This window comes from Paraburkholderia sp. EG286A, from assembly GCF_040965375.1.
In the GTDB taxonomy this organism is placed as follows: Bacteria; Pseudomonadota; Gammaproteobacteria; order Burkholderiales; family Burkholderiaceae; genus Paraburkholderia.
Genome location: NZ_JBFRCB010000001.1, coordinates 619488 through 636995, shown reverse-complemented (window position 1 = coordinate 636995; position 17508 = coordinate 619488). Strand labels below are relative to the sequence as shown.

Genomic DNA, 17508 nt, shown 5'->3' with positions numbered 1-17508 from the left:
TGCCGTCTTTCCGGTGTAATTTTGGCAAAAATCAGTCACTTAGCTACCCCATGACGGGGTAACCGGGTATAATCGCCGGCTCCCTAAATCGAATCTTCGATGGTTGGGTTGTTCACTGCTTTCACGTCTTCATCGGGAGTGGGAATGTCCAATCTGAGCAATGCATTGCAGCTGAAGTCTATCCACAGCCAGCTGCCAGTCACCGCTTATTTTGACGAAGCGCTACTCAAGCGCGAAATCGACACGCTTTTCCAGAAGGGTCCTCGCTACGTCGGGCACGAACTCATGGTGCCCGAGGCGGGAAACTATTTTGCGTTGCCCGGCGAAAAAGAAGGCCGCGTGCTCGTTCGCAACAAGAGCAACGAAATCGAGCTGCTCTCGAACGTGTGCCGGCATCGCCAGGCCATCATGCTAAACGGTCGCGGCACGGCAGACAACATTGTATGTCCGCTGCATCGCTGGACCTATGACCTCAAGGGCGAACTGCTCGGCGCACCGCACTTCGCTGACAAGCCGTGTCTGAACCTGAACAGCTCGCCGCTCCAGAAGTGGAACGGGCTGCTGTTCGAATCCGCGGGCCGCGACGTCGCGCGCGATCTCGCACGCCTTGGGCCGGCGCAACACCTCGACTTCACGGACTACCTGTTCGATCACGTCGAGGTGCACGAGTGCAACTACAACTGGAAGACCTTCATCGAGGTCTATCTGGAAGACTATCACGTCGTGCCGTTCCACCCGGGCCTCGGCAACTTCGTCTCGTGCGACGACCTCCAGTGGGAGTTCGGCGAGTGGTATAGCGTGCAGACGGTCGGCGTGCACAAGCACCTCGGCAAGCCGGGCAGCCCGACGTACCGCAAGTGGCACGACGAAGTCCTGCGCTTTCGCAACGGCGTGCCGCCCGAGTTCGGCGCGATCTGGATGGTGTACTACCCGAATCTCATGATCGAGTGGTATCCGCACGTGCTCGTGGTCTCGTGGCTCATCCCGCAGGGCACGCAGAAAACGACCAACATCGTCGAGTTCTATTACCCCGAGGAAATCACGCTGTTCGAGCGCGAGTTCGTCGAGGCCGAGCGCGCCGCCTATATGGAAACCGCCGTCGAAGACGACGAGATCGCCGAGCGCATGGACGCCGGCCGCCGGGCGCTGTTCGAGCGCGGCGTTTCCGAAGTCGGCCCGTATCAGAGCCCGATGGAAGACGGCATGCAGCACTTCCACGAGTTTCTGCGCCGCGAGCTGGGATCGATCTGACGCGCGGCCTGGCGCCGGCGTCGGGCAGCGCGAACGCATCACGGAAAGACGGGCTTAGGCCCGTCTTTTTGTTTAGACTGACGGCACCGGGCCGTCGCATAGCGAGAGAGGGCGGCCTTGCACGATTCAAGGAGCCGTCATGCCCCACACGCACTACACCACGCTGATCTCGGCCGCCAATCTGCACGAACGCCTGACCGCCGCGCCGGGCAGCGTGCTGGTTTTCGACTGCCGCTTCGATCTCGCCAACCCCGCCGCGGGTGAGAACGGCTATGCGCTGGGCCATCTGCCCGGCGCCCAATACCTGCATCTGGACCGCGACCTCTCGGGCCCGAAGACCGGCAAGAACGGCCGCCATCCGCTGCCCGACCGCTCGGCGCTCGTCGCCACGCTGTTGCTGCGCGGGCTCAACGAAGGCCAGCAGGTCGTGGCCTACGACGCGCAAGGCGGCGCCTACGCCGCGCGTCTATGGTGGCTGCTGCGCTGGCTCGGCCACGACTCGGTGGCCGTGCTCGACGGCGGCCTCAAGGCGTGGGAGGCGGCGGGCTTCCCGCTCGTGCGCGACGTGCCCACGCCCGCGCGCGGCACTTTCAAGGCCGGCGCGCCGCTGCAGGTGACAGTGGACGCCCAGGCCATCGTCCGCAATCTCGCGACGCACGAACTCACGGTCGTCGACGCGCGCGCCGCCGACCGCTATCGCGGCGAGAACGAAACGATCGACCCGGTGGGCGGCCATATTCCTGGCGCGCGCAATCGGTTTTATCAGGACAATCTCACGCCGGATGGCCGCTTCAAGTCGGCGCATGCGCTGCGCGAGGATTTCACGGCGGTGCTGCCGGGCATCACGCCCGAACACGTGGTCCTGCAATGCGGCTCGGGCGTGACCGCCTGCCACAATGCGCTCGCGATGGAGATTGCCGGCCTGCACGGCGCGGCGCTCTATCCCGGTTCGTGGAGCGAATGGAGCGCCGACGCGTCGCGGCCGGTCGCGACTGGCCCCACCCCCTGAGCCGGGAATCCGGAAGCGGGCACGGCGTCACACCACGCCGTGCTCCTTGAACCAGGCAATCGCGCGCTTCCAGCCGTCTTCCGCATCGGCCTTGCGATAGCTCGGCCGGTAGTCCGCGAAGAACGCGTGGCCCGCGTCGTCGTACACGACGATTTGCGAGCCGCGCCCACCCTGCGGGCCCTGCGCGATGGCGGCCTTCATCTGCTCGAGCGTGTCCTGCGGAATGCTGTTGTCCTGCAAGCCATACATGCCGAGTACCGGCACCTGCAGATTGCCCGCGAGATCGAGCGGATTTTGCGGCGAATTTTCCGTGTGCGCGCCCGCCACGCGGCCATACCAGGAAACCGCCGCCTTGATGCGCGGATTGTGCTCGGCATAGAGCCACGTGTAGACCCCGCCCCAACAGAAGCCATTGACGCCCACGCGCTTCAGATCGCCACCGTGCTCGCCGGCCCAGACGAGCGCCGCATCGATGTCGCCGAGCACCTGGGCATCAGGCACCTTGCTCGCGATGTTCTCGCTGATTTGCTGCACCGTCGGGTACACCGAGGCATCGCCCTGGCGCACGAAGAAGTCCGGCGCGATGGCCAGATAGCCGAGCTTCGCAAAGCGGCGGCACACATCGGCGATATGCTCGTGCACGCCGAAGATCTCGTGAATCACGATGATCACCGGCAAGTGCGTCTTGCCGCGCGGCTGCGCGCGATACGCCGGGATGAGCGTGCCGCTCGACTGGAAGCCGATCTCGCCGGCTTCGAGACCTTCGCTGTCGGTGTGGATGGTTTGCGCGGAGACGGGCAGCACGGCAGCGGCGAATCCGCTGCCGAGCGCCGCCTTGATGAAGGTGCGCCGATCGAACGGCACGTGCGGGACGAGGCTATCGACTTCGGGTTTCAGCATGCAGCGCTCCTTGAAGATCAAACAGCGGAAACAGGCGGAATGGCGCCGCGCCCCGGACACAAGCACCGCTCGATGCAGACGCTCAGTGCTGCCGCCTAGTGCAGCTTCACGCGCGGCAACGTCGTGCGGCGCAGCCAGTGCGCGAAGGTATCGAGCACCATGCGCGCGTAGCCGTGCAGCGCCGCGATGTGCAGCCGGTACAGCGACATGTACATGAAACGGGCAAACAATCCTTCGATCAACATATTCCCGCCGATCAGCCCGCCCATCAGATTGCCGACCGCGCTGAAGTGGCCGAGCGACACCAGTGAGCCGAAGTCGCGATAGGTGAACTCCTCGAGCGGCTTGCCGGCGAGCAGATTGCCCAGCGACTTGAACAGGAAAGTGGCCTGCTGGTGCGCGGCTTGCGCGCGCGGCGGCACACCGCGCTCGTGGCCCGGCCATTCGCAGGCCGCGCAGTCGCCGAGCGCGAAGATGTTGTCATCGAGTTCCGTTTGCAGCGTACGGCGCACGATCAGTTGGCCGAGCTTGTTGACGGTGAGGCCGTCGAGCCGCGACAGCACGGCCGGCGCGGTGATGCCCGCGGCCCAGACCGTGAGGTCCGCGCGCAGGTTCTTGCCGCTCGCGGTGCGCACGACGCCAGGCGCCACTTCGATCACACGTTCGCTCGTGAGCAGCTTCACGCCGAGCTTCTGCAGCAGCTCGCCCGTGGCCGACGACACGCGCTCGGGCAGCGCGGGCAGGATGCGCGGGCCCGCCTCGATCAGCACGATGCCTACGTCGTGGCGCGGATCGAGCTTGTGCAATCCATAGGCCGACAGCACCTGTGCGGTGTTGCGCAGTTCGGCGGAAAGCTCGACGCCCGTCGCGCCTGCGCCGATGATCGCCACCTGCACGCGCGGCTCGGCGCCGGCGTTCATGGCCGGCGCGAGGTCGTCCGCCGTCACCTCCACCGCGACTCTTTCGGGCGCCTGATGTTCGGCGCGCATGCACGCCGCGATCAAACGCTTGCGAAAGCGCTCGGCCTGCTCGACGGTGTCGAGCGCGATGGAATTCTCGGCCGCGCCCGGCACGCCGAAAAAGTGCGTCGTGCTGCCGATCGCGAGCACGAGCGTGTCGTATTCGAGCACGCGCTCGGGCAGCATTTCCGCGCCGTCTTCGTCGAGCACGCGCCCGAGCGTGATGCGCTTCGCCGCGCGGTCGAGGCCGGTCAGCTCGCCCTGCTGGAACTCGAAGCCGTGCCAGCGCGCCTGCGCCGGATATTCGAGCTGATGCGTGAACGGATCCATGCTGCCCGCCGCGACTTCGTGCAGGAGCGGTTTCCAGATATGCGTTGGATTGCGGTCGACCAGCGTGATCGATGCCGCCTGCGGCTTGCCCCGCTTCGCGCGCGCTTCGCCGTAACGATCGCCGAGCCGTGTTGCCAGTTCCAGCCCGCCTGCGCCTCCTCCCACAACGATAAAGCGATGCATAGACTCTCCGTGCATGTCGAAAGGCGATAGAAAGGCCGATGCATCGACAACATGACGTGCGAGGCACCGGCCTTCAATCAAATCATTGTCGGCTGACGGAGCGCGCGGCGGCAACCCTTGCGGCGCGCATTCGCGACATCACGCACGCGAGGCTTGCCTTATCGCGCGCGCGCAGTTACGGCTTTGCTGCGGTACAGCGCATTCAGTATGTACTTAGTAGAGCTTTGCTAAGCGCTTCGACGCGTCTTCAATGCGCCTCTTCCCAGTTCTCGCCCACGCCCACTTCGGCGACGAGCGGCACCTTGAGCTGCGCCACCGAGCACATCAGTTCTGGCAAGCGCTTGCGCACTTCGGCGAGTTCGCCGCCCGGCACTTCGAGCACGAGTTCGTCGTGCACCTGCATGATCATCTTCGTGCTGATCTTGCGTTCGTCGAGCCATTTCTGCACCGCGACCATGGAAAGCTTGATGAGGTCGGCGGCCGTGCCCTGCATGGGCGCGTTGATGGCGGCGCGCTCGGCGGCCTGGCGGCGCGGACCGTTGCCGCCGTTGATCTCGGGCAGCCACAGACGGCGGCCGAAGACGGTCTCCACATAGCCGCGCGACTTCGCGTCCATGCGCGTTTCGTCCATGTAGCGCGCGACGCCCGGATAGCGCGCGAAATAACGGTCGATATAAAGCTTCGCCGCGTCGCGCGTAATGCCGAGATTCGATGCGAGCCCGAACGCGCTCATGCCGTAAATCAGGCCGAAATTGATGACCTTGGCGATGCGCCGCTGGTCCGCGCTCACTTCGAGCGGCGTGACGCCGAACACCTCGGAAGCCGTGGCGCGGTGAATGTCGTCGCCGCGCGCGAACGCCGCGAGCAGCGACTCGTCACCCGAGATATGCGCCATGATGCGCAGTTCGATCTGCGAATAGTCGGCGGAAACGATCTTGTGCCCCGGCGGCGCGATGAACGCCTCGCGAATGCGCCGGCCTTCGCCCGTGCGCACGGGGATGTTCTGCAGATTCGGATCGTTCGACGCAAGGCGGCCCGTGACCGCCACCGCCTGCGCGTAGTTCGTGTGCACGCGGCCCGTTTGCGCATTCACCATGCGCGGCAGCTTGTCGGTGTACGTGGACTTGAGCTTGGCAAGCCCGCGATGCTCGAGCAGGATCTTGGGCAGCGGGTAATCCTCGGCGAGCTTCTGCAGCACTTCTTCGTCGGTGGAAGGCGCGCCGCTCGGCGTTTTCTTCACGACCGGCAGTTGCAGCTTCTCGAAGAAAATCTGGCCGATCTGCTTGGGCGAGCCCAGATTGAATTCGCCGCCCGCGAGCGCATACGCTTCCTCTTCGAGCGCGATGAGCCGCACCGCAATTTCCGCGCTCTGCTTTTCGAGCCTTTCGCTGTCGATCAGCACGCCGTTGCGCTCCATCTTGCGCAGCACGCGCGACGTGGGCAGCTCGATGTGGCGATACACGTAATCGAGGCCCTTCTCGGGCGCGATCTGCGCATAGAGCGCGCGATGCAGTTGCAGCGTGACGTCGGCGTCTTCGGCAGCGTATTCGGCGGCCTTGTCGAGCGCGACTTCGTCGAAGCCGATCTGCTGCGCGCCCTTGCCCGCCACCTCTTCGTACTTGATCGTCTTGATGCCCAGATGGCGCAGCGCGAGGCTGTCCATGTCGTGGCTGCGATGCGATTCGAGCACATACGATTCGAGCAGCGTGTCATGCTCCACGCCATTCAGCTCGATGCCGTAGTTCGCGAGCACCTGCTCGTCGTACTTCATGTGCTGGCCGACTTTCTTGTGCTTCCCGCTTTCGAGCCAGGGCTTCAGGCGCGCGAGCACTTCGTCCTGCGGCAGTTGATCGGGTGCGTCCGGGCCGCGGTGCGCGAGCGGCAAATAGGCGGCCACACCCGGTTCCGTCGAGAACGACATGCCGACGAGCTTCGCGACCATCGGATCGAGCGCCGTGGTCTCGGTATCGAACGCGGTGAGTTCGGCGGCTTCGATCCGCTTGAGCCACGTGTCGAACTGCGGCCACGTCTGGATCGTTTCGTAATGGCGCGGCGCATCGACGAACAACGCGGGCTGCACGATCGCGTCTTTTTCGGGCGCATCGCCTTTGGTTGCGGCGGGCACCGTCTCGCTCTGCTGACTCGCTTCGGTGACTTCGCGCAGCCAGGTCTTGAAGCCGTGGCGCGCGAAGATATCGCGCAGTTCTTCGCGCGCTTCGGCTCGCGTGGCAAGCGACGCTTCGATCGACTCGAGATGTGGCGCGAGATCGCAAGCCGTTTCCACCGTGACGAGCTTTCTCGCCATCGGCAGGAAGTCGAGCGCGTCGCGCAGATAACCGCCCACAGCGCCCTTGATTTCATCCGCATGCGCGATCACGCCGTCGAGCGAGTCGTATTGCGCGAGCCACTTGACCGCCGTTTTCGGGCCGCACTTGTTCACGCCCGGCACGTTGTCGACGGTGTCGCCGATGAGCGAGAGATAATCGATGATGCGCTCCGGCGGCACGCCGAACTTCGCGATCACGCCTTCGCGATCGAGCGTTTCATTCGTCATCGTGTTGATGAGCGTGACGTGGTCCGTCACGAGCTGCGCCAGGTCCTTGTCGCCCGTGGAAACGATGACCTTCATGCCGAGCTTCTCGGCCTGATGCGCGAGCGTGCCGATCACGTCGTCGGCCTCCACGCCTTCGATCATCAGCAGCGGCCAGCCGAGCGCGCGCACGGCCGTGTGAATGGGCTCGATTTGTGCAGCGAGCGGCTCGGGCATGGAAGGCCGGTTGGCCTTGTACTCGGGGTACCAGTCGTCGCGGAACGTCTTGCCCTTTGCATCGAACACGCACGCGCTATACTCTGCCGTAACGTCCTTGCGCATGCGACGCAGCATGTTGATGATGCCGTATAGCGCGCCCGTGGGTTCGCCGTCAGGACCGCGCAGATCCGGCATCGCATGGAAGGCCCGATAGAGATAGCTAGAACCGTCGACCAGCAACAGGGTCTTACCTTCCAGCCCGTTTTGTAGCTTTAGCTTTGTATCCACGCGTAGTTCTTCAGGCATTATGGACAAGAGAAAAGTGATTCCGAGTCTGCGTTCACTCGCAGATCAAGAGCGCGCGACGGCCAAGAAGGCGCGCGCATCGTGGCAGATGTTCACGATTATGGCAGAGTTTATCGAGGCGACCGAGTACCTGTCCGAGATCCGGCCAGCGGTCAGCATCTACGGTTCCGCCCGCCTGAAACCGGAGTCGGAGTACTACCAGCTCGCCACCACCATCGCGCGCAAGGTGTCCGATGCGGGCTTCGCCGTGATCTCCGGCGGCGGCCCCGGCATCATGGAAGCCGCGAACCAGGGCGCGCATGCGGGCAAGTCGCCTTCCGTGGGCCTGAACATCGAGTTGCCGCACGAGCAGTCGGGCAACCAGTGGCAGGACATCTCGCTGCGCTTCCGCCATTTCTTCACGCGCAAGGTCACCTTCGTGAAGAACTCGGACGCCGTGATCGTCATGCCCGGCGGCTTCGGCACGCTCGACGAACTGGCCGAAGTGCTCACGCTCATCCAGACGAAAAAGTCGCGTCATGTGCCCATCATTCTGGTGGGCGCCGCATTCTGGAAGGGCCTGCTCGACTGGTTCCGCTCGGCGCTCGTGCCCATGGGCCTCATCAATCCCGAAGACATGGATTTGATGCAGGTGATCGACGACCCGGATCAGGTGCTCGAAGCCGTTCTCAAGTTCTACGAAGATGCGGACACCGCCGAAGATACCGGCAAGGAACACCCGGCGCGCCGCGACCGCGACTCCGACGAAGACCGGATGTTCTACCTCTGATGCATCGCGTGTGGCGCGGCGTGCGGCTGGCCTGCGGTTGACGTTTTCGCAGGCCTGCGCACCGCTCGCGCCTCAGCGCGTCACTCCCCTCACGCTTGCTCCGCGCTTGCGGGCACGCCGGATGCACCGAGCGGCGCCCGCGCGCTCGCCTGCTCCTCCAGCCAGCGGCAAAACTGCATGACGAGCGGCGCTTGCGCCACCTCGCGGCGCGCCACCCACCAGTAGCCGCGCGCGTCGAGATGCGGCCCCGCGAGCGGGGTGACGAGCCGCCCTGACGCGAGCTCGTCGTCGAGCAGCGGCAGCGGGCCGAGCGCGACACCCAGACCATCCACGGCGGCCTGCAAGGCCAGATAGAAGTGGTCGAACGACTGCTTCTTGCGGCATTTGGCTTTCACGCCTGCGGCCGCGAGCCAGGTGCGCCACGCATCGGGCCGCGTGTCCGAATGCAGCAGCACGTGGCGCGCAAGATCGCTCGCCTGATGAATCGGCGCGCGTTTGAGCAGCGCCGGACTGCACACCGGCAGTTCCATCTCGTCGAGAAAATGACCGGCCTCGCAGTCGCGCCAGTGGGCCGGACCGCGCCGCACGGCCACGTCGAAGCCTTCGAGCGTCTCGACCGGGGCGTTCGAGGTGGACAGGCGCAACTCGACGTTCGGCGCGAGCCGCTGAAACTGCGAGAGCCTCGGCAGCAGCCATTTCATCGCGAAGGTAGGCAGCGCGCTCACGCGCAATACGTGCACCACGCCCGTGTCGCGCAACTGGCTGGTTGCGCGCGCGATGTCGTCGAACGCCGACTGCACGGCGGCGAGGTAGCGCCGCCCGTCCTCGGTCAGTGCGACCCGCTTGCCGTGCCGGTGAAACACCTGCACGCCGACCCACGCCTCGAGCGCGGCCACCTGCCGGCTGATGGCACCGTGAGTCACATTGAGATCGCCCGCCGCGGCAGAGAAGCTGTTGTGCCGCGCGGCGGCTTCGAACGCGCGCAGCGCGGGAAAGGGAGGAAGGGAGCGTGCCATGCTTGTGAGTGTAGATCACAAGAGCGCGCCATAGAAATCGTTTTGCCGCGCGCGCGAATGGGCTTAATCTCCGAACTTGCCTCAGAGGTCCCTTCCATTCATGAAACAACCCATCTCATCGCCCGCCGCAGCCGGACATGGCACGGACGGCGGCCTGCATACGCCGACGGTACGCGATCTGTTCCTCGGCTTTCTCGGTCTCGGCTTCACGTCGTTCGGCGGCGCACTGCCGTTGGCGCGCCGCACCATCGTCGAGCAGCGCCGCTGGCTCACCGCCAGCGAGTTCACCGACCTGCTCGGCCTCTGCCAGTTTTTGCCGGGCGGCAACGTCATCAATCTCTCGGTCGCGCTCGGCATGCGTTTCCATGGATGGCGCGGCGCGCTCGCCGGCATCCTCGGCCTGATCGCGGGTCCGTCGCTCGTCGTGATCGGGCTCGGCGTGCTCTACGAGCGCACGCAAGACGACCCGCATGTGCGGCATCTGTTCGTCGGGCTCGCCGCGGCAGCCGCCGGGCTGCTCGTCTCGATGGCGCTGAAAATCGTGCTGCCGCTGCGGCGCGATCCCGCCGCGGCCGTCGTCGCCGCGCTCGGCTTCGTGGCCATCGCCGTGCTGCGCACGCCGCTCTTGCCCACCATGCTCGTGCTCACGCCGATCGGCATCGCGCTCGCGGCCCGCGCGGCGCGCAAGGAAGGAGGCTCGCGATGAGCGCCACACTCGTTGCGCTCGCCGCGATCTTCGGCCAGCTCTCGCTGCTCGCTTTCGGCGGCGGCAACACGATCCTGCCTGAGATGCAGCGCCAGGTCGTCGAGGTCCACCACTGGATGCCGGCGAGCGAGTTCAGCGCGCTATTCGCGCTCGCCCAGGCCGCCCCGGGCCCGAACATGATGGTCGTGACGCTGGTGGGCTGGCACGTGGCCGGCTGGGCAGGCATGCTGGTCACGTCGATTGCGAAGTTCGGGCCGTCGTCGCTCGTCACGATCGCCGCGCTGCATGCGTGGGATCGCTTCAAGGACCGCCCGTGGCGGCGCATCGCGCAAAAGGGCCTCGTGCCGGTGACGGCGGGCCTCGTGGCCGCGAGCGCCGTGCTGATCGCGAGGGCCTCCGATCCTTCGTGGATCGCCTGGGCGATTACCGGCGTGTGCGCCGTGCTCGCGTTTCGCACGAAGATTCACCCGCTTTGGCTGCTTGGCGCGGGGAGTTTGATCGGGTTGACGGGGTTCGGGCAGTAAGCGACCGCCGGCAAATGATTCGGCATCCGAATTGATGCAAGGCAACAGCGCAATTCGACAGACTGGCCGGCGCTCACCATGCGCCAGCCAGCCATAAAGCGTCTACTGAAACGCCACCTCCGCAAAGCTGCGCAATTTCCGGCTATGCAGTTTGTGCAGGCCGTTCGTGCGCAGAATCTCCATCGCCTTCACGCCGATCTGCAGATGCTGATCGACCTGCGCGCGATAGAACGAATCGGCCATGCCCGGCAGCTTGAGTTCGCCGTGCAGCGGCTTGTCGGACACGCACAGCAAGGTGCCGTACGGCACGCGAAAGCGGAATCCGTTCGCGGCGATGGTCGCGCTTTCCATGTCGAGCGCGATCGCGCGGCTCTGTGAGAGGCGCTGCACCGGCTCGCGATGATCGCGCAGCTCCCAGTTGCGGTTGTCGACGCTCGCCACCGTCCCCGTGCGCATCACGCGCTTGAGTTCCACGCCGTCGAGCTTCGTGACCTCCGCGACCGCACGCTCGAGCGCGAGCTGCACTTCGGCGAGTGCCGGAATCGGCACCCACAGCGGCAGATCGGCATCGAGCACGTGATCCTCGCGCACATAGCCGTGCGCGAGCACGTAGTCGCCCAGACGCTGCGTGTTGCGCAAGCCCGCGCAGTGGCCGAGCATGATCCACGCATGCGGACGCAGCACGGCAATGTGGTCGGTGATCGTCTTCGCGTTCGACGGCCCCACGCCGATGTTGACCATCGAGATGCCGCTGCCGTCCGCACGCTTGAGGTGATAGGCCGGCATTTGCGGCAGGCGCGCGGGCGCCTTGCCTTCGTCGTCCTGTTCGCCCAGGTTCGCGTTGTAGGTCACCACGTCGCCGGGTTCGACGAACGAGGTGTATTCGCTGCGATAGTTGCGCAGGTCGGCGTCGTCGGTGTGCGCCATCATCGCGCGGCCGAGCTTCACGAACTCGTCGATATAGAACTGATAGTTCGTATAGAGCACGTAGTTCTGCACGTGCGTGGGCGACGTCGCCGTGTAGTGCTTGAGCCGGTGCAGCGAAAAGTCCACGCGCGGGGCGGTGAAGAGCGCAAGCGGATGCGGCTCGCCCGGCTCCGGCTCGTAGGTGCCGTTTACGATGCGGTCGTCGAGCTGCGCGAGATCGGGCGTATCGAACACGTCGCGCATGGCGAAGAGGCGCTCGCGGTCGAGATCGCCTTCGAGGTGGATGCCTTCGGCGAACGCGAAGTGCACGGGAATCGGCTGATCCGACACGCCCACTTCGATGCCCACATGATGGTTCTTCGCCAGCAGACGCAACTGCTCGCGATAGTAATTGCCGAAAAGATCGGGCCGCGTGACGGTCGTCTCGAACACGCCGGGGCCCGCCACGAAGCCATACGAGCGGCGCGAGTCGATATGCGTGTTGACGTTGGTGCGAATGCGCACGAACGGATAGCACGCGCGCACGCGGCGCTCGAACGCCTCGCCGCGGCGATAGCGCGCAAACGCGTCGCGCAGGAACGACGTATTCGCTTCGTAGATGCTCGAGAGGCGCGCCACGGCGTCGGCGGCGTCTTCGAAGAATTCGTCCGGGAAGTCGTGCGCCGGCGTCATGAGGGGCCGCAGGTAGCTGTCGTTGTTCATCTTCGTTGCCTCTCCGTTTGATGGGTCCACATTACCACGGAAGGTGCGACTTTCTGGCGACCGACCTCGCCGCGCCCGGGGCTTTTGGAGCACCCGCCACGCACGGGCCGCGAGCGCCGCGCACCGCCCGCCGGGCGCGGGCCGCGGCGCTTGCGCGACATGGGGCAAAGCGCCCGGATTTGCTAGAATTGGGGCATCCCATCGGAGAAAGACCATGAAGTCGCACCTTCTTGCCGCCGTCGCGGTGACGCTCGCTTTCAGCGGGGTCGCCATGGCCGCGCCGGCCGACGACGCAAAGACCGCCGTCGAGGCACAATCCGCGCAATCGGAGAACGAACGCGCGGGCCTGCCCGATCTGGCTGCGATCAACAACAAGCCGGCCGCACGCGTCACCTCGAAGGTCAACATCAACGACGTGCCGCGCGTGCCCAGCTATCACGAAGTGAGCCCGAACGGCACCGAAATCACCGAGTTCCGCGACAAGGGCAAGCCCGTCGAGATCAACGTGCATTCGAACTTCGGCACGCGCTACACGATGAGCGCGAACCCCGACACCTCGCCGCAAGTGCGCAACAACGGCCAGGCCAGCACGCGCCTGCCGTCGATCAACCTGCATTACTGCCCAATCCGGGGGGGGGATTGCCATTTGGGGGCATGCCCGCGCCAACGCCATGTGCGCCGCCCCATGAGCCGGGCCGCGGCCATCGCGCCTGAGCCGGACACGCCTGCAAGCCCCTCGGGCAGCACCTCGCAGCGTTCGCCGACCCGCCATTACCAATCAACCGACCTTCTTGCATGGCCGTCTTCACCGCTGTCACCGACCAAGAGCTTGCCCAATGGCTGCGCGACTACGATCTCGGCGATGTCGTCGAATTTCGCGGCATCCAGTCCGGCATTGAGAACAGCAACTTCTTCCTGACGACGACGCGCGGCGAATACGTCCTGACGATCTTCGAAAAGCTGACCGCCGAACAACTGCCGTTCTACCTCGACCTGATGCGGCACCTCGCCTCGCATCGCGTACCGGTACCCGACCCCATGCCGCGCAAGGACGGCGCGCTCTTCGGCCTGCTGCAGGGCAAGCCCGCGGCCATCGTCTCGAAGCTCGAAGGCAAGCCCGAACTCGCGCCCGGCGTGGAGCACTGCGCGGAAGTGGGCCAGATGCTCGCGCGCCTGCACCTGGCGGGCCGCGACTTCCGCGGCGACCAGCCGAATCTGCGCAGCCTTTCGTGGTGGGAAGAAACGGTGCCGACGGTGCTGCCGTTTCTGGACGACGCCCAGCGCACGCTCCTCACGACCGAACTCGACCACCAGCGCGCATTCTTCGGCTCGGCCGACTATGCGGCGCTGCCGGGCGGTCCGTGCCACTGCGACCTGTTCCGCGACAACGCGATGTTCGCGCACTCGCACCCCGCGCCGGGCCACGAAGTTCGGCTGGGCGGCTTTTTCGACTTCTATTTCGCCGGCTGCGACAAGTGGCTCTTCGACGTGGCCGTGACCGTCAACGACTGGTGCGTCGACCTCGCCACCGGCAAGCTCGACACCGCGCGCGCCGACGCGCTCCTGCGCGCCTACCAGACCGTGCGCCCGTTCACGCCCGAGGAAACGCGCCACTGGATGGACATGCTGCGCGCAGGCGCGTACCGCTTCTGGGTCTCGCGCCTGTATGATTTCCACCTGCCTCGCTCGGCCGAGCTGCTCAAGCCGCACGATCCCGGCCACTTCGAGCGCATCCTGCGCGAGCGCCTCGCCGGCAGCGAGGCGGGCTCCCATCACGCCTTGCCCCATCGCCCATGCAACTAATTGAAGTCCCCGCGAAGACGGGCTACGTCTGGTTCCGCCAGGGTATCTGGCTGTTCCGCCGCAATCCGCTCGCGTTTCTCACGCTGTTTTTCGCCTATTTGCTGGCGATGACGCTGATTTCCGCCATTCCCGTGATCGGCGGCGTATTGCCGCTCCTGTTCGTGCCCGGCGTGGCCGTCGGCTTCATGGCGGCGTGCCGCGACACGATCGCGGGCAAACCGGTGTTCCCGACCATTCTGATCGACGGCTTTCGTTCGTACGGCAGCAACGTGGCGAAGCACCTGCTGGCGCTCGGGGCGATTTACGTGGTGGCGATGTTGCTGGTGCTGGCCGCGTCTGCGTTCGTGGACGGCGGCGCGCTATTGCGGCTGATGACGATCGGCGGCGACCTCGACGCGGAAGCGCTCGCCAACAGCGACGTGCCGCTCGCGGTGCTGGCTTCGCTGCTCTGCTACGTGCCGGTGTCGATGCTGTTCTGGTTTGCGCCCGTGCTCACGGCGTGGCACGACGTGCCGCCCGTGAAGGCCATGTTCTTCAGCATTGTGAGCTGCTGGCGCAACAAGGGCGCGTTCATGGTGTACGGGGCGCTGTGGTTTGCGGTCTCGACGGTCGTATCGATCGGCCTGTCGACGCTGCTGCGCGCGCTCGGTGCCGGCGACTTCACGGTGGCGATCCTGATGCCCGCGCTCATCATCGTGACGACGATGCTCTATTGCTCGTTCTACGCGACCTATCGCGGCTGCTTCGGCGTGCAGGAAAAGCAGGCCGCCGAAATGCCGGACTCGGGCCGCTGAACGGCGCGGCACGTCCTTCACGCGCACCATGCAAAAACGGCGCCTTTTGGCGCCGTTTTCATTTTGCCCCGTTAGCGGGGCGCAGCATTCCTGCTTAGCCGTAGTGGTTCATCCACGACGGGTGGCGCGTGGCCTTCTCGCGATCCATCTTGCGCATGCGGAACTCGAGATCGTAGATGTCGACGGACTGCGCGAGATACGCTTCCTCGCGCTGCTGGCGGCGAGCTTCGGCGGTTTCGGAGAGGAACAGGAAAAGACGGCTGAGCAGGTACATGATTTGGCCCTTCTTTGACGGGCACGTGCCCGCGAATCGAATGAAGCCATTATAGGGTAAACCCTGCTAAGGGTAAACCCCTAAGTTACCCGTAGTCGCTTTTAACCAACGTCCTGTGTCAATTCGGCGTCGTAGGCCTCGTCGAAGGCCTCGCGGCGCTGGGCCTCGAAAAAGTCCCAGATCAGCGTGCTCGCGTCCGGTCCCGTCGAGGAATGGAACGGCACGGTGTCGTCGCCGCCGCTCCAGGCGTGGTCGAGGTCCGCCACGCGGCACAGCCGCACGACGCTCGCACCGTCGAGTTCGTAATCCTGCTCGCGATAACCGTCCTTGAAGGTCTCGCGCGACACGACGCCCTGACGCACGCCACGCGTATCCGCAAGACCGTTCAGGCGCAGCAGTTGCAGCGCGAGCTGTTCCGCGTTGACGGGCGCGACGACGCCGTCCGCCTCGCCCTGCACGACGATCGCCGGCATGCCCGGATGGATGCGCGCGCCCAGTTGGGTATCGACGAGCGCCACCGGCTCGTGGTGCACGCCGCGCCGCATCACATCGAGCGCCGTCACGCCGGAGCGTGCTTCGCCGAAAGCGGGGCCGGAATGCAGCGCGATGGCGGCGAAGCGGCTGGGCGAGCGCACCGCGAGCAGCATCGCGAGCCCCGCTCCCGCCGACAACCCCGCCAGATAGACGCGCGAGCGGTCGAAGCCGTGCTCTTCGACGAGCGCATCGACCAGCGAAACGACGGACGCCGCTTCGCCGCCGCCCGCCGCGTCGCGCGCGTCGTACCAATGCCAGCACTGGTGCGGGTGCGCGCGTTCCGACTGCTCGGGATACACCACCGCGAAGCCATGGCGGTCGGCGAGCAGATTCATGCGGGTGCCTTCGGCGAAGGAATCCATCGACTGCTTGCAGCCGTGCAGCATCACGACGAGCGGCATGCCCGCCGTCGTGCGCCCCGGCGGCAAATAGAGCCCGTAAGGCAGCGAGCGCCCGGCATGCTGGTCGTTCGCCGGTACAAGGTGCTCCGCGCGGCGCCATTCGCCCGCAGCCCACGCGGCCGCGCGCGGACCCACGCGCGACTCGCGTACCGGCGCGCCGCTGCGCGCCTGCGTCGGCGTGACGTGTTTGGCCGCCTGCTCGGCTGCGGCCTGAGCGGCGCGCCAGATTGCCTGCGGCCTGGGTGTATCGATCCCCGCGCCTTTCAGGGCGTCGCGGGCCGCCCGGGTCTGGATGGCGAGCAGACGTCGCATGCCACCAGCCCATAGCTTCGTCAGATTTTTCGTCATCTATGGCCTCGTAAAAGGGTCTGACACATCGTGGCGTTTTGCCGCGATCCGTCGTTGTGCAACGCACAATAACACCATTTGGATGACGCTGCAGATCGGACAGGCTGGATTCTGTCCGGGCGTGCGTTCGTCGAGGCACGCCTTCGTCTATGCGGGGCAGCTATACTGGATGCATGTCTCACGCGCGTGTCGGCCAGCCAGGCGGCTCGCGCGTTAAGTCGCTATGAAGTAGCGGTTAAGCACCTGCAACCCCAGGATCCTTCTTCTGACAGCCGGCAGCGCGGACTCATGCCAGATTTGCCCATTCACCTTTGGTACTCGATTACCAACCTCGGCGGCGCAGGGCTCACCCTGCCGCTCGCGTTGGCGATCGCGCTGTGGCTGATAGTTGGCTATTCGTGGCGCATGGCGGCGAGCTGGGTGCTGGTGCTCGGCCTGGCGATCGGCCTGGTGACGCTTACCAAGATCGCGTTTCTCGGCTGGGGTGTGGGGGTAAGAGAACTGGATTTCACGGGGATCAGCGGCCACGCCATGTTGTCCACGGCCGTCTATCCCGTTGCGTTTTTCCTGATGCTGCAAGGCGCGCCGTCCTTCGTGCGCGCCGCCGGCGTGACCATCGGGCTAGCGGTGGGGCTCGCGGTCGCGCTCTCGCGCGTGGTGCTCGACGCTCATTCGCCTTCTGAGGCCGTCACCGGTTGCGTGGTCGGGGCGCTCACCGCACTCGTGTTCGCGCGCTACTGGTGGCAGGCGCAGGCCCAGCGCATATCGGCGGCGGTCGTCGCGCTGAGCCTCGCGGCGCTGACTGTCGCATTGCACAACGTGCACGTGCCCACGCATCGCTGGGTCACGAACATCGCGCTCACGGTTTCAGGTCACGACCGGCCCTACGTGCGCGCCAAATGGAAGGCCAACCGCCCCAACCGCGCGCCGGTCGCGCCCGTCTCGCAAACCCGCAACGGCCTCACGCCCCCCGCCCAGCGCCACGCCTGAACCACCCGCCTGACTGGCGGCCGCCGGTGTCGT

Annotated in this window: 15 protein-coding genes and 1 pseudogene; 9 read left to right on the top strand and 7 right to left on the bottom strand. The window is 65.6% G+C overall.

The features are described 5' to 3' along the window. The first annotated feature begins 144 nt into the window (after positions 1-144). Positions 145-1251: an aromatic ring-hydroxylating dioxygenase subunit alpha gene (locus AB4Y35_RS02865; protein ID WP_368703250.1), complete on the top strand. Its 1107-nt coding sequence runs from the start codon at positions 145-147 to the stop codon at positions 1249-1251. 139 nt (positions 1252-1390) lie between these two features. After that, positions 1391-2260 carry a sulfurtransferase gene (locus AB4Y35_RS02860; RefSeq protein WP_368703249.1) on the top strand — a complete coding sequence of 290 codons (870 nt, stop codon included), beginning with the start codon at positions 1391-1393 and terminating at the stop codon, positions 2258-2260. A gap of 27 nt (positions 2261-2287) precedes the next feature. Here AB4Y35_RS02860 and AB4Y35_RS02855 read toward each other — a convergent pair whose 3' ends face one another. The 3 genes from AB4Y35_RS02855 to polA all read right to left on the bottom strand — a co-directional run bounded on the left by AB4Y35_RS02855 (position 2288) and on the right by polA (position 7687). Beyond that, the gene (locus tag AB4Y35_RS02855; protein ID WP_368703248.1) at positions 2288-3160 is read right to left on the bottom strand and encodes a dienelactone hydrolase family protein; all 873 of its coding nucleotides are present in this window, start codon (positions 3158-3160) and stop codon (positions 2288-2290) included. A 95-nt stretch (positions 3161-3255) separates the two neighbouring features. Beyond that, positions 3256-4632, bottom strand: coding sequence for an NAD(P)/FAD-dependent oxidoreductase (locus AB4Y35_RS02850; protein ID WP_368689324.1), 1377 nt, complete (start codon positions 4630-4632; stop codon positions 3256-3258). A gap of 247 nt (positions 4633-4879) precedes the next feature. After that, positions 4880-7687, bottom strand: a complete 2808-nt coding sequence (polA, locus tag AB4Y35_RS02845; RefSeq protein WP_368703832.1) for a DNA polymerase I — start codon at positions 7685-7687, stop codon at positions 4880-4882. Between the two features lies 1 nt (position 7688). Between polA and AB4Y35_RS02840 the strand changes: the two genes are divergently transcribed. After that, the gene (locus tag AB4Y35_RS02840) at positions 7689-8456 is read left to right on the top strand and encodes a TIGR00730 family Rossman fold protein (RefSeq protein WP_133180503.1); all 768 of its coding nucleotides are present in this window, start codon (positions 7689-7691) and stop codon (positions 8454-8456) included. A gap of 89 nt (positions 8457-8545) precedes the next feature. On the opposite strand, the gene AB4Y35_RS02835 is transcribed toward AB4Y35_RS02840, so the two are convergent. Continuing rightward, positions 8546-9472, bottom strand: coding sequence for a transcriptional regulator GcvA (locus tag AB4Y35_RS02835; RefSeq protein ID WP_368703247.1), 927 nt, complete (start codon positions 9470-9472; stop codon positions 8546-8548). A gap of 100 nt (positions 9473-9572) precedes the next feature. Here AB4Y35_RS02835 and AB4Y35_RS02830 point away from each other — a divergent pair, with 100 nt between their 5' ends. Both AB4Y35_RS02830 and AB4Y35_RS02825 read left to right on the top strand, forming a co-directional pair. Then, positions 9573-10178 carry a chromate transporter gene (locus tag AB4Y35_RS02830; protein WP_368703246.1) on the top strand — a complete coding sequence of 202 codons (606 nt, stop codon included), beginning with the start codon at positions 9573-9575 and terminating at the stop codon, positions 10176-10178. After that, complete coding sequence (locus AB4Y35_RS02825; RefSeq protein WP_069261343.1) at positions 10175-10702, top strand: chromate transporter; 528 nt, start codon at positions 10175-10177, stop codon at positions 10700-10702. Before AB4Y35_RS02830 ends, AB4Y35_RS02825 begins: the two co-directional genes overlap by 4 nt. Positions 10703-10804: 102 nt before the next feature. On the opposite strand, the gene AB4Y35_RS02820 is transcribed toward AB4Y35_RS02825, so the two are convergent. Continuing rightward, entirely contained in the window at positions 10805-12331 is a 1527-nt protein-coding gene (locus AB4Y35_RS02820; RefSeq protein ID WP_368703245.1) for an AMP nucleosidase, read from the bottom strand. Between the two features lie 214 nt (positions 12332-12545). Between AB4Y35_RS02820 and AB4Y35_RS02815 the strand changes: the two are divergent. From AB4Y35_RS02815 to AB4Y35_RS02805, 3 genes and pseudogenes are all read left to right on the top strand, one after another. Next, positions 12546-12950: pseudogene (locus AB4Y35_RS02815) on the top strand (hypothetical protein); the annotation flags it as partial. Between the two features lie 176 nt (positions 12951-13126). Further along, entirely contained in the window at positions 13127-14134 is a 1008-nt protein-coding gene (locus AB4Y35_RS02810; RefSeq protein WP_368703244.1) for a homoserine kinase, read from the top strand. Further along, a complete protein-coding gene (locus AB4Y35_RS02805; RefSeq protein WP_368703243.1) occupies positions 14125-14928 on the top strand; it encodes a BPSS1780 family membrane protein in 804 nt (267 codons plus the stop codon). Before AB4Y35_RS02810 ends, AB4Y35_RS02805 begins: the two co-directional genes overlap by 10 nt. Before the next feature lie 94 nt (positions 14929-15022). On the opposite strand, the gene AB4Y35_RS02800 is transcribed toward AB4Y35_RS02805, so the two are convergent. Further along, positions 15023-15202 carry a DUF3563 family protein gene (locus AB4Y35_RS02800; protein ID WP_042269847.1) on the bottom strand — a complete coding sequence of 60 codons (180 nt, stop codon included), beginning with the start codon at positions 15200-15202 and terminating at the stop codon, positions 15023-15025. Between the two features lie 101 nt (positions 15203-15303). After that, positions 15304-16485 (bottom strand): PHB depolymerase family esterase, encoded by a 1182-nt coding sequence (locus AB4Y35_RS02795; protein WP_368703242.1) that lies wholly within the window; start codon positions 16483-16485, stop codon positions 15304-15306. Positions 16486-16773: 288 nt separating this feature from the next. On the opposite strand from AB4Y35_RS02795, the gene AB4Y35_RS02790 reads away from it, so the two are divergent. Continuing rightward, positions 16774-17475, top strand: a complete 702-nt coding sequence (locus AB4Y35_RS02790) for a phosphatase PAP2 family protein (protein ID WP_342918577.1) — start codon at positions 16774-16776, stop codon at positions 17473-17475. Positions 17476-17508 lie beyond the last annotated feature (33 nt).